The 11825-nt window shown below is 57.0% G+C and carries 7 protein-coding genes and 7 pseudogenes; 4 read left to right on the forward strand and 10 right to left on the reverse strand.

Annotated elements, in window-relative coordinates; translation table 11 throughout:
- A pseudogene (locus CLV89_RS20095) lies at positions 1-521 on the forward strand (integrase core domain-containing protein); the annotation flags it as partial.
- Positions 522-1185: 664 nt separating this feature from the next.
- On the opposite strand, the gene CLV89_RS20105 reads toward CLV89_RS20095, so the two are convergent.
- Positions 1186-1815 carry a recombinase family protein gene (locus CLV89_RS20105; RefSeq protein WP_106165411.1) on the reverse strand — a complete coding sequence of 210 codons (630 nt, stop codon included), beginning with the start codon at positions 1813-1815 and terminating at the stop codon, positions 1186-1188.
- Between the two features lie 797 nt (positions 1816-2612).
- Between CLV89_RS20105 and CLV89_RS20110 the strand changes: the two are divergent.
- Positions 2613-2846: pseudogene (locus CLV89_RS20110) on the forward strand (transposase); the annotation flags it as partial.
- On the opposite strand, the pseudogene CLV89_RS20115 reads toward CLV89_RS20110, so the two are convergent.
- From CLV89_RS20115 to tnpC (CLV89_RS20125), 3 genes and pseudogenes are all read right to left on the reverse strand, one after another.
- Positions 2844-3845 (reverse strand): annotated as a pseudogene (locus CLV89_RS20115) (IS481 family transposase). The pseudogenes CLV89_RS20110 and CLV89_RS20115 sit on opposite strands and share 3 nt — an antisense overlap.
- 303 nt (positions 3846-4148) lie before the next feature.
- Positions 4149-4418 carry a hypothetical protein gene (locus CLV89_RS20120; RefSeq protein WP_106165412.1) on the reverse strand — a complete coding sequence of 90 codons (270 nt, stop codon included), beginning with the start codon at positions 4416-4418 and terminating at the stop codon, positions 4149-4151.
- Positions 4415-5035, reverse strand: a pseudogene (gene tnpC, locus CLV89_RS20125) (IS66 family transposase); the annotation flags it as partial. The gene CLV89_RS20120 and the pseudogene tnpC (CLV89_RS20125), both read right to left, overlap by 4 nt.
- A gap of 77 nt (positions 5036-5112) precedes the next feature.
- On the opposite strand from tnpC (CLV89_RS20125), the gene CLV89_RS20130 reads away from it, so the two are divergent.
- Positions 5113-6135, forward strand: a complete 1023-nt coding sequence (locus CLV89_RS20130; RefSeq protein WP_106165413.1) for an IS110 family RNA-guided transposase — start codon at positions 5113-5115, stop codon at positions 6133-6135.
- A 264-nt stretch (positions 6136-6399) separates the two neighbouring features.
- Here the strand turns inward: CLV89_RS20130 and tnpC (CLV89_RS20135) are convergent.
- The 5 genes and pseudogenes from tnpC (CLV89_RS20135) to CLV89_RS20155 all read right to left on the reverse strand — a co-directional run.
- A pseudogene (gene tnpC / locus CLV89_RS20135) lies at positions 6400-7311 on the reverse strand (IS66 family transposase); the annotation flags it as partial.
- Between the two features lie 50 nt (positions 7312-7361).
- Positions 7362-7715 (reverse strand): IS66 family insertion sequence element accessory protein TnpB, encoded by a 354-nt coding sequence (tnpB, locus tag CLV89_RS20140; RefSeq protein WP_106165415.1) that lies wholly within the window; start codon positions 7713-7715, stop codon positions 7362-7364.
- A gap of 264 nt (positions 7716-7979) precedes the next feature.
- Positions 7980-8135 (reverse strand): annotated as a pseudogene (locus tag CLV89_RS23000) (IS66-like element accessory protein TnpA); the annotation flags it as partial.
- A 258-nt stretch (positions 8136-8393) separates the two neighbouring features.
- Positions 8394-9365, reverse strand: coding sequence for a KpsF/GutQ family sugar-phosphate isomerase (locus CLV89_RS20150; protein WP_106165416.1), 972 nt, complete (start codon positions 9363-9365; stop codon positions 8394-8396).
- Between the two features lie 166 nt (positions 9366-9531).
- Complete coding sequence (locus CLV89_RS20155; RefSeq protein ID WP_106165417.1) at positions 9532-10566, reverse strand: NAD-dependent epimerase/dehydratase family protein; 1035 nt, start codon at positions 10564-10566, stop codon at positions 9532-9534.
- A 551-nt stretch (positions 10567-11117) separates the two neighbouring features.
- On the opposite strand from CLV89_RS20155, the pseudogene CLV89_RS20160 reads away from it, so the two are divergent.
- Positions 11118-11222 (forward strand): annotated as a pseudogene (locus tag CLV89_RS20160) (IS481 family transposase); the annotation flags it as partial.
- A 393-nt stretch (positions 11223-11615) separates the two neighbouring features.
- On the opposite strand, the gene CLV89_RS22460 reads toward CLV89_RS20160, so the two are convergent.
- On the reverse strand, positions 11616-11801 hold the full coding sequence (locus CLV89_RS22460; RefSeq protein WP_133166762.1) for a hypothetical protein: 186 nt from the start codon (positions 11799-11801) through the stop codon (positions 11616-11618).
- Between the last annotated feature and the right edge of the window lie 24 nt (positions 11802-11825).

Below are 11825 nucleotides of genomic sequence, written 5' to 3' on the forward strand. Positions count from 1 at the left end.
TCGTCGGATCGCGGCGCTGCTGAGAGATGCGGGTTGGCATGTGAATGACAAGCGGGTCGAAAGGCTGTGGCGACGAGAGGGGCTGAAAGTGCCAATGAAACAACCAAAGAAGGGGCGGCTCTGGCTGAATGACGGGTCGTGCGTCAGGCTATGACCACCTGCTGCGCTATTTGAGGGCTGCGCAGGCAGTCATAGCCTCCTAATAAACGTCATTCCGAGGGTGTTACGGCCCGGAGTTCGTTGCGCAGGCCGTGCAGGATTGGATCAAAGCCGTGGGAGCAAAGACAGCATACATCGAACCCGGGTCACCGTGGGAGAACGGATACTGCGAGAGCTTCAACGCCCGGTTCAGGGATGAGTTCTTGAATGGCGAAATCTTCTACAGCCTGCGTGAGGCGAAAATCCTGATCGAAGAATGGAGGAAACACTACAACACGAAACGACCACACAGCGCATTGGGCTACCGCCCTCCGGCCCCCGAAACCATCGTACAGATGGACCCAAGGCCGATCATGCACTAACAATCAAATTGGACCACTCAGGTGGGGCTGATCAGCCCTGCTCAAGCGCGGTAACACCTGCTGGAATATCAGCTAAAGCTATAGCTCAACACAGAAAATCCGAGAAGTAACGACAAGCGCGAGATGATTTGCATGAGGAACATCCATAATCTGCAAACGTCAGAATTCAGTCATTTCGATAGCTCACCAACTGGATAATCACAACTCTACAAAGCGCGACACCGGCAAAATACACTCATAGGTGAATGACTGAGGCCTGGAACACGATCTATATCTCTGTCGATTGCGCGCGTGTTTTCCTTCTCATGGCCGCGATCCTGCTCTGCGTCACGCCCGTAACCGCACTCCATGGTGAAAAACTCAACCTGATCTATTGTCAGGATCCCTGGGGAACAGTCATTGAGTTTTATAACGCTCCATATGCGCAGTTTGTCGCGAACCGGGGGTGACTGATACAATGATTCTCAACCGGCATTCCCTAAGTGGCGTGCTGTCTGATGCCAAAACCACCTGAATTTGCCCGCCGAACAAGCAATTTCCGGCCCGAACAGCGTCTGCGGTCGCGCAGGCTTTTCGAACTGGGGCGCAGACGCGTTTTTGCCCTGCGGCGGCGTTCTTTCAGCACGGCTGGCGGAACTGCGGCCTGTTCAGCGACAAAAGAGGATCAGGATCGCGTCCTTGCGCCCCGTATGCGCAGAATGGTCTGATGGGATGTGTTGTAACGCCGCGCCACGGCGGAAATGGTCATCCCAGTCTCAAGGTCCGCCAGCACAGCCGCCTGTGTTGCATCATCCAGCGAGGGTGGTCGTCCGATCCGCCCCCCTGCAACACCACGCCCTGTTGCCCTAGCCTGTTTGCGCTCGCTCTCCGTCAAGCGCTCCAGCGCCGCCACGGTCTCCATCATCGTCATGAACTTTGTATCGGAATACAGATTGTCTCTTGTAAGGGACACGCAAAACGCTTCGGCCTGCATCTCGTCTATGTGCCGGATCGTCTTCAGGACGTCAGATGCATCGCGCCCAAACCCGTCAAGCGTATAGACGATAACGGCGTCGCTAGGTTGGAGCTGACGGATCAGTTGCTGCAATTTTGATCGCCCTGACGCGGCAACCGATGCGCCCACCCGTTCGCTCACAGCCCAGCGACTATGCACGACAAACCCGTCGAGACGCGCAGCCTGCGTGTGAGTGCGGATGGTGGCATGGTCAGAAGATTTGCCGTTACAACCCTCCTTAGTATCAAGGCGAATATATACGTAGTCCCGGGGATCCAATGGCCGAGCACCTCCTGTCATTGGGCAAATCGCGTTGGTACCCCTGTGCCGTAATCTCAGCGGAGCCAACGTTTGTTTTTTACGTATATCACAGACAGTACGCACTGTCCGAAACTGTTTTAGGACAACGCGCCACGCGTGGCACTCAGTGTGGTACGGCTGTGCCACACTCGGGACTTCAAATTGTAAGGCGTTGTTTTTTTAAAAAAATCAAGTTGCTGACGGTCCGTAAAGGCTATCGGACGTCATTATTTTAATAATATCAGTAGCATATAGTCACCTTGCAGCTTGCTGCGTTATGTGTGGAAGATGGCATGAGGCCAAAGGCCGATCTGGGCCACAACCGGGCCAGCGCCTAGACTAATACTAGGCTAAAAGCCCGATTGAGGAAGGCGCAGGGCGTCTCTGGGTTTGGCCGAAACGGCTTTCGGTCTGTGTCCTAAGCTGGCGTTTCGGTATTTTCAAAAGCGAGAACTGAACTTGGCTTCTGTTCAAGGTCTCATATCCTAGCGCCTCCTTGGTAAATCCTTACGGACTGATACCGCTTGCCTCGATGCCTTGTTTTTTGAAGCCGCCATCGCCTGAGCCGATACAAGAGTCCTTTGTTGGTTCTGGAGCAAGGGTGTGTAGGGGGAGCACCCAACCCTTGTTTCTTGGTTATCGAAGCGTTCATCGGTCTCACATGGCGATATGACCTCGATGAACAGAGCTATGCCCGAAAGGAAAGTTGGTGACGGTCTGATCAGGCTGCTTGATCCCGTCTGAATAGCCCCGTGTATTGTGGACGTCTTCTTAGCTAAATTTGAAGCAAGGAGGCCATGATGGGCAGCAACACTTACAGTGACAATTTCAAGCGGGATGCGGTCGCGCAGATCACCGAACGGGGCGACCCGGTCAGGGAGGTTTCCGATCACCTCGGCGTCAGCGCGTATTCTCTCTATGCTTGGAAGAAGAAGTTCTCGAAGGCCGCCCCGGGCGACGCCGCGAGCGATGCAGAGATCCGGCGTATGAAGCGGGAGCTGGCACGGGTGACGGAGGAGCGCGATATCTTAGGTGTTTAGTCCCGGCATTTGGTGGATCGGATTTAGGATGAATCGATCTGGCTCTGAAGTCCAGATTTTGCAGATGTATTCGTAAGGTGTGAGGCCATTGAGCGTCTTGAGGCGGCGTGCGAAGTTGTAGGCTGCCATGAAGTCCGCGAGGTGCGTGTGCAACTGGTCGTGACTGCCGTAGTGGTATCGTTTGACGGTCGCCTCCTTGATCGTGCGGTTCATCCGCTCGACCTGCCATTGGTCCAGGGGTGGTTGGGCTTGGTAAGCCGATGCTCAATCTCATTTGCCTTGCAGATCATGTCGAAGCGCATCTGCCGGGAATAGGCTGTGTTCCGGTTGCGAGGCTGCTCCGCGAACTGGATGCCGTTGTCGGTGAGGATCGTGTGGATGCGATAGGATGAGGAGGATCAGGAGGGGCCCCGGTGGGGCGTTTCCCCGACGAATGCCTTGAGCAGGTGTTCGAGGAACTCCCAGGCGGTCTTGCGGTCTGCCTTATCCACGAATTGTGCGACTGCGAACTTGCTGGTGCGGTCAATCCCCACGAAGAGGTAGAGCTTGCCCTCCGCTGTCTGAACCTCGGCGATGTCGATATGAAAAAAGCCAATGGGATAGCGCTTGAACTTCTGGCGCTTCGGCTTGTCGCCTTCGATTTCAGGTAGCCGAGAAATATCATGCCGCTGCAGGCAGCGGTGCAATGCTGATCGCGTCAGTTGCGGAATCGATGGCTGAAGAGCGTAGAGGTAATCATCCAGCGGCAGCAGCGTGTGCCGTCGGAATGCGACGATCATCGCCTCCTCAGCTTCAGTGAGAACGGTCGAACGCGGCTCCCTCGGCCCAGTCTTCAAGTCCTCCACCGGTCGCCCGCTTGCGCCACTTCGCGACAGTCTTGGGATTGATGCCCAATTCCTTGCTCAACTGCGCGAGCGAAGCTTGCGATCGCTGTATTGCAGCTCTGACAGCGTGCGTTGTCGTGGCGCTCCCGTGACGAACTTGTCCCATAATGCTTCCTTCCAAGCCTGAGAAAGGACCGCACTATTAAACCGTGGGATCAAACACCTAAGCGACCCCATGTACCACTTATTCCAAGTGGCGCTTCAAATTCCACTGGCTTGTTCACATATCTCCATTAAATAACCCGCCGAATTCCAACATAAGCGCATCTCAGGGTTAGGTTTGATTGCACATCTCAAATGGTTGTGTAATGTATATTATGTACATATATCAGCCGCAATGAGTAGGAAATCAGTATAAGCGCGGGCTGATCACCCATCGGTTGGCGGCTTGACTGCGTTTGGATGGTAGTCAGTCTATCAGCTTTGCGTCTTCCGCGCGTTTGTTCGTGCCCAAGACGCTTTTAAGGGTACCGATTGCGCCGAAAGTTTCGTGCTTTGTCATGTTTTCGTTGCGCTCGAATACGTCCATGCCTTGGGTTAGGAGCGCCATGCTTTGTGCTTCACCGATGGCGTTCATGCGCATTGCTTCGACGATGATGGTTTCCATAAGCATCTGCTGCGCCGCGACCTGTCCCGCGATCACCTCGATGCTGCGCTCGACGTCCTTGATCTTGCTCATGAGTGCCGCGCCTCGTCTGGTTTGAAGTTCCATGGCAGGAGGTCTTGGATATCTTCCTGCATATGTCCATTCAGTATCTTTTCCAGGACGTGTTCGAGATAGGCCTGCGGGTTGATGCCGTTCAGTTTGCAGGTTCCGACCAGCGATGCCATGCGGGCCCAAGTGACCGCGCCGTCGTCATTGCCTGCGAAGAGTGCATTTTTCCTCGTGAGAGGAATCGGTCTGATCGCATTCTCGACAGCGTTCGTATCCATTTCGAGGCGTCCATCGTCCAGGAACCGGGTCAGCCCGTCCCATCGTTTGAGGCCGTATCTGATGTGACGCGTGAGGTCTGAGCTTGACGATAGCATGTCAAGTTGCGCCTCCAGCCACGGACGCAAGGCGTCTACGATGGGCTTGGAGAGCTTTTGCCTGATGGCGCGCCGGACTTCGGGGGCTTTGCCGCGGATCTCGGCCTCGATCCGGTAGAGCTGACCGATACGTTCCTTCATCTCGGTGCAAATTGGAGAAGAGGTCGTGCGGCTGTATTCCACGAACCGGCGTCGCCAATGGGTCCAGCAGTAGGTGATGCCCCATGGCTGGTTTGTCTTCTTCGGATCACCCAGGGCATCGTATCCGATGGGGTGGACGCCCCTCCGACGGCATCGATGTGCCAAACTGGTGGTGTGATCACCATGTTGAAGAGGAGACGTCCATGGAAAAGATTAGCATAGTCGGCGTAGATTTGGCCAAAAACATATTCCAGGTTCACGGAGCGACAGCCGATGGCAGACCGGTATTCAGCAAGAAGGTACGGCGGTCAAAGCTGCTATCTCTACTGGCTGGCATTCCGACCTGCACCGTGGCCATGGAGGCGTGTGCCAGTTCTCATCATTGGGGGCGCGAGATCGGAAAGCTCGGGCATACCGTTAAGATGATCCCTCCGATCTACGTGAAACCTTACGTCAAGCGACAGAAGAACGATGCCAATGATGCGGAAGCGATCGCTGAGGCGGCATCTCGTCCCACAATGCGTTTTGTCACCGTGAAGAGTGCGGAGAAACAGGCATCAGGCATGGCGTTGCGAACCCGTGACCTGCTCGTAAGACAGAAGACCCAAACGATTAACGCGCTGCGTGGGCATCTGGCAGAATACGGGCTAGTAGCACCTTCTGGCACAGTTCACCTCAATCGGTTACAGGCCGCGATCAGTGATCCAGAAACAGAACTGCCAGCCGCAGTCATTGACCATGCTCAACTGCTTTTGGATCATATCGCGATGCTTGCATGCAAGATCGGCAAATTGGGTGCCGAGCTACGTGCTGGTGCCCGGCAGGATCCAGCGGCAAAGCGCTTGATGACGATCCCAGGTATCGGGCCGATCACGGCCATGGCCCTTACCGCTCTCTCTCCAGACCCAAGCACTTTCCGCAAAGGGCGGGACTTCGCCGCCTGGACCGGGCTCACGCCCAAGCAATTCTCATCGGGCGGCAAAGAGCGTATCGGGCGCACGTCGAAAATGGGCCAACGCGACCTGCGCCGCCTTCTTATCATCGGTGCGGCGTCTGTCGTGCGATGGGCCATTCGACGGGGTGCGGATCAGGGTGGTTGGCTCGGGCAGATGCTGGCACGTAAACCAAGGATGCTCGTGACCGTCGCACTGGCCAACAAGATGGCGCGCACTGCATGGGCTCTGATGACGAAGAATGAGAACTACAGGAACCCGGCTTTGGCCTAACCCAGTAGGGTGGCTTTTGCCGGTCATGTGAGAAGGTCGGAGGTGAAGTAAGGACAAACGGTCAATGAGACGGGATCAGGAAAACCAGGCACTGGGCCGTGCGCCTTAGAGCGCGCGTATCCGAGTTGGAACTGATCCGCGCATCTCCATACGGGCCCGTGGCGTGTCAAAGCCACATTCAGAGGCCGAACATACGACAGCACCTGACCACATGTTCATACCTGCCAAAAACTTCTTGCATTCACTGGGGCGTCCACACACGGCATAGCCATCCACGGTTAGAGAGCCGACCTTGAAGCCGGTGAATATCTTCTTCGCAGTCTCTGCGCTGCGACTTCTCGAGTGCTGGAACACCACGATGGGTGGGTCGCCGCCGCCCCACCCGCGCTGGTCGCGAACCACCGCCCAAAGATAGTCCTTGCGGGTTTTGCCGGTGCGCGGAGCCAAGACAGGTACCGTGGTTTCGTCCGCGAAGAGGCGGTCACTGGCTTTCAGTTCGTCAATCATGGCGTCGGTGATGGGGGCCAACTGGAAGGCGATACGGCCTGCCCAGTTGGCAAGCATGGTGCGGTCGATTTCGATGCCGTCGCGTCGCCAGATTTCGGCTTGGCGATAAAACGGAAGATGATCGCAAAGCTTCGCAACCACGGAATGGACGGCGAACCGGTTCGTGCCCAGACCGCGCGGGACCAGAAACTCCGGTGCCGGTGCCGGTGCCTGCGCGTGGGATTTCCCATCGCATGTGCGGCACATGTACTTGGGGCGCACGGTGACAAGGACGCGGAACTGGGCGGGCACGACGTCGAGGCGTTGGGTGCGGTCTTCCCCGACCTTGACCATTTCACCGCAACCACACGGGCAAGCCGTGCTCTCTGGTTCGATCACCTCTTCGACGCGTTCGAGATGGTCTGGCAAATCCCCTTTGTTGCGTTTGGCTGGCGCGCGTTTCCGGGGGGCCTTGCCCAGTGCCTTGTCGGCAGCACCGGCCGCCGCCGCCAACTGCCCCTCGGCGACCTCGATGTTTTCCGTGAAGAGGTTGCGTTGATCCGGGGCACCCCTTTCGGAACTTGCTCCAAACCGCGCGTGCCTCGCCTGAGCAAGCATACGTTCCAGGCGCGCGTTGGATTCTTCAGACGCTGCCAAGAGCACCCTTGCGGTGGCAAGTTGGCGCTCCAGCTCGGCAACCTATTCAGGGTCGATGGCGGCAGCAGAAGACATGCCGCAGGCTATCCTGCCAGCCTGGGTTGCCGCCGCCGCTCGGCCCGAACCGCCTTCCAGTCCAGCCCTTCAAACAGCGCCGAGAACTGCCCCGGGGTAAGCTTGATCACCCCATCCGTTGGCCGGGGCCACTGGAATTGGCCGCCCTCAAGGTGCTTGTAGATCAATACCAAACCAGTCTGATCCCAAACAAGGATTTTGATCCTGTCACCCCGCTTTGATCTGAAGACAAACACCACCCCGCTGTAGGGATCACACCCGAGAACCGTCTGGATCACGAGCGTCAGACCCGCATTCCCCTTGCGAAAACCTACCAGCCGCGTCGCCAGATAAACGTGATACTTGCCGCCGGGCAGGATCATGACGCCGCCCTGAGCGCGGCAATGACGCGGCCAAGGGCTCGGGATCGAAACCGGTCGGAACCAGCACCCGAACACAATCGATCTCCAGAACAATCGTCCCGGGCGCGTCAGGCGGCATGTGCCCGCCATCCTCTCCGCCCGCCTCAACGACGACCGGTACCAGACCCAGCATGTCGTCATCCCGCATCGCAAGAACACCGTCCCGCGCCGCCAAGAATGAAGCTGAGGCGCTGAGACCCCATGCTTGCGCGCAACATCCGCCACCGAGACACCGTCGTGGTAGCTTTCCAGAACAATCTCAGCCTTCACTTGTTCCGGCCATCGACGCCGACCACTCGGCCCAGTCACAACATCGATACGCCCTGCGTATCCTTCTTCGACACTGTGAGAAGTTACGTAAACTTGCACTGTATCATCCATCGGAACCCTGCTTGTTCGGATGGGCTCTTCTCAGATGACAAACTTCAAACGTCTACGAGGGCGGTAACGCGGCGCTTACAAATCAGTCAAACACATGGCGCATTCTTATGATCGCCTGTTCAACCAGTTGTTGACATGTTTCGCGTCTTTGCCGTGTCTGCATTCTGGGGCCACCACATTGGCGTTTGCCACCACAAACACATGCACCGATATAGAAGATCTAGTAGCAGTGATCAGGCGCTGATTGCGCCCCGCCGCTCAGCCCAGGCCCGCGCGCAGGCAGTCGTGGATGTGCAGCAGCCCCGCCACCCTGTCCGCGTCATCCAGTACGAACAAGGCCGAGATCTTGCGGCTGTTCATCTCGTGCAGCGCCTCGGAAGCAAGCGAGCCGCGTCGGATCACCTTGGGGCCGCGGGTGGCCACTTCGCCCGCAGAACGCGCCATCAGCCCGTCCATATTGCGGCGCAAATCGCCGTCGGTGATGATGCCCGTGAGCCGACCACCCTCGACCAGCCCCGCAAGGCCAAAGCCCTTGGCGGTCATGGTCAAAAGCGCCTCAGACATCGGGGTTTCCGGTGCCACGAGGGACAGGGCGTCGCCCGTGTGCATCAGCCCATCCACCAGCATCAGCTGTGCGCCGAGCTTGCCGCCGGGGTGGAAGACCTTGAAATCCTCGCGCTCAAAGCCGCGCCGCTTCATCAACGCCACCGCCAGCGCATCGCCCATCGCCAGCGTCGCCGTGGTCGAGGTGGTGGGCGCCATGCCGATGCCGCAGGCCTCCGGCGCATCGGGCAGCAGCAGCACCACATCGGCCTGGGTGGCCAAGGTGCTCTCGGCCATGCGGGTGATGGCAATCAGCGGGATCGCAAAGCGGCGGCTGTAGGTGACGATATCGGCCAGTTCAGACGTCTCGCCGGAATTAGAAATCACCAGGCAGACATCGCGCGGCGTCACCATGCCAAGGTCGCCATGGCTGGCCTCGGTGGCATGTACAAATTGCGCCGGCGTCCCGGTAGAGGCCAGGGTGGCGGCGATCTTATTGCCGATATGGCCGGATTTGCCGACGCCGGAGACAATGACGCGCCCCTCCATCGCCTCGAGGATATCGATGGCCTTGAGCTGTGCATCACCTACCTCTCCAGCCATCCGGGTCAGCGCTGCCGCCTCCACCTTCAGCACGCGGGCCATTTCAACCAGAGTCTCGTCGAGGGTCATCTGTCTGGGGGGCATGTGGCGGTCTCCGGGCAACAGGCTCTGCTGTTATTGTGTCTAGGCAGCGCGGCGGCAAATGACCAGAGCTGTCCCACTAGAACGAAAATCTCTGTACGGTATACTTAGAACGGAGCTAGCCCCCCGAAGGTGATCCTAGGCCTGCCCATCACCCACATTGTCAGCATCAGCGGCCATAGTACTCCCGGAACCACGTCACGAAGCGGGTAATCCCTTCTCTGAAATCGGTCTGAGGACGATACCCCGTCAGGTCCTTCAACAGATTGGCATTGGCCCAGGTCGCGGGCACATCACCCTTTTGCATCTCCATGTAGTTGCGAATGGCCTTCTGACCCAGAGCCTCTTCAATGGCCTCAATGAAATCCAATAGCCGTACCTTGTCAGAATTGCCGATATTAACCACCCGGTAGGGCGCTACTGGCGACAAGCTGTCGCCTTTTAGGATGTCATCCCTTGATTCAGGGAGTACCGGTGGCGTGTCAATAAGCAGGCGGATGCCGCGCACCAAGTCATCAACATAAGTGAAATCCCGGTACATATCGCCATGGTTATAGATGTCGATCGGACGGCCCTTCAGGATCGCATCGACGAATTTATACAAGGCAAGGTCCGGACGCCCCCAAGGACCATAAACAGTAAAAAAACGAAACATTGTCGTTGGCAGCCCCCACAGATGCGCATAGGAATGCGCCATTGCCTCATTGGCCTTCTTCGTAGCAGCATAAATGGTGAGCGGTGTGTCGGCCTTGTCAGTTTCCGCAAAGGGCATGTCCTCATTGGCACCATAAACTGAGGAGGTGGAGGCAATTAAAAGATGCTCTACCTTGAGCCGTCGAGCCGCTTCCATTACGTTGAAGGTGCCTACAACGTTGCTGTCGATATAGGCCCGCGGATTTTCCAGACTGTATCGCACGCCCGCCTGTCCGGCGAGGTGAACCATCACATCCGGACGAAAGTTGTCCACCATACGGTCAAACAGCGCCTGGTCCTGCAGCATGCCCTCTGTGCGGGTGAAGCTCGGACTCTGCAACAGTACCCCGTGACGCCGCTGCTTCAAGTTTACATCGTAATAATCCGTCATGCCATCAAAGCCATGCACCCAATCCCCTTCTGCCAGTAGCAGCCTAGCCAAGTGAAAGCCGATAAATCCGGCAGTGCCGGTAACCAGAACGCGGCGCGGCGCGCTTTGGGGCTGTTTCATGGAGCTATCTCTCTCGATTGTGCCGGTGGTTAGCTATACCCTCGCAGAATAGGAAAAGCATCAGGAAGCGTATCATATTCGGATGTATTGGAGAGGGGGCGATGAGACGACGCTGTTGCGGTTTTCTTCTGGCCCACAGGCCCGGCTGACCAGCACAAGGCTCAGCCTTGCAGGCAAGATCTGCGCAACCACTGTACCTTCTGCGCTCTGCATGATGATGAACTCTTTCGGCGCGTCGGTGAATTAAGATGCTTTCATCGTAATCCCCTCCTTGCCCAGCCACGGCAAACGAGCGAAAAGTCTAGTCGCAGACTGGGAAACTGTAGGGCGCACAGCACAAGAAAGCCAATGATCATGTTTTTAGGAGCATCAGTATTGTTTAGCCGAAGTGCATATTGAGTCAACCTTCCCAAGATTTACACTCAGATGAGGAAAATGATACTACATATCCGTCCCCTATACGGCTACATTTATGCCCCGCTTCCTACCCGCCCGCAAGAACAAGGTCACTCTCATGAACGTAAATGCAGAGAGTAGCCATCATGGCAAGGCTCAATGGCCTCACGCCATTCGAATACATCTGCAAAATCTGGACAAACGAACCAGACCGATTCATTCTAAACCCAACCCACCACACACCGGGACCAAACACCTAGGGCTATCCATGCCGCCACCGTCGGGCGGGCAGCCCGGCGGACATCAGGGCCTGAATTTCACAGAGGACTTCTCGAGGCATCGGTCGGCTGGATCACCGCCAACTTGAGCGTGCTGCATTTGGCGGCAATGACAGCCTGCCACCAGTAGATCATATCCTCGACAGCAGCGACAGCCGTTTCCAGAATTTCAGCGAAATCGACGTCACCCGAAGCGGTGACTGGCTCTTGGTGGTTCCGCTAGGCAGCGACGGGGACTGCTCGATCTTTGCGCTGCGCAAGCCTCGCCGCCCCCCTCAACAACGATGGCGAACTGCGCAGTCATACGGGCAATGTTTCCATCGATGGCGGTTTTGTTTCGAACACGATGATCGGCGACTTTGGCCGTGACCGGGTCTATGGCGACGACCCATTTTTCACCTCGGGGCGGCCAATCACGGCTTCGAGTGGATCCAAGGCTATAACACCGCCGAGGGCGAGGAAGCTTTTGTGGTCTATCGCCCCACCGGCCAGACCACGTGGGCCTTGGTCGATGGTGCCACCCAGGACGCGATCATCCTGCGCATCGACGACGCTGATCATGGCTGATGTATGGCATCTGATGGT

It is taken from the genome of Tritonibacter scottomollicae (assembly GCF_003003215.1).
GTDB classification, from domain to species: Bacteria; Pseudomonadota; Alphaproteobacteria; order Rhodobacterales; family Rhodobacteraceae; genus Epibacterium; species Epibacterium scottomollicae.

Bases quoted from the DNA above. Each gene is read 5' to 3' on its own strand.
- CLV89_RS20120 (WP_106165412.1), bottom strand. From the start codon at position 4,418: ATGAGCAAGATCAAGGACGTCGAGCGCAGCATCGAGGTGATCGCGGGA.
- CLV89_RS22460 (WP_133166762.1), bottom strand. From the start codon at position 11,801: ATGATCAGCGTCGTCGATGCGCAGGATGATCGCGTCCTGGGTGGCACC.
- CLV89_RS20150 (WP_106165416.1), bottom strand. From the start codon at position 9,365: ATGCCCCCCAGACAGATGACCCTCGACGAGACTCTGGTTGAAATGGCC.
- tnpB (WP_106165415.1), bottom strand. From the start codon at position 7,715: ATGATCCTGCCCGGCGGCAAGTATCACGTTTATCTGGCGACGCGGCTG.
- CLV89_RS20130 (WP_106165413.1), top strand. From the start codon at position 5,113: ATGGAAAAGATTAGCATAGTCGGCGTAGATTTGGCCAAAAACATATTC.
- CLV89_RS20105 (WP_106165411.1), bottom strand. From the start codon at position 1,815: ATGACAGGAGGTGCTCGGCCATTGGATCCCCGGGACTACGTATATATT.
- CLV89_RS20155 (WP_106165417.1), bottom strand. From the start codon at position 10,566: ATGAAACAGCCCCAAAGCGCGCCGCGCCGCGTTCTGGTTACCGGCACT.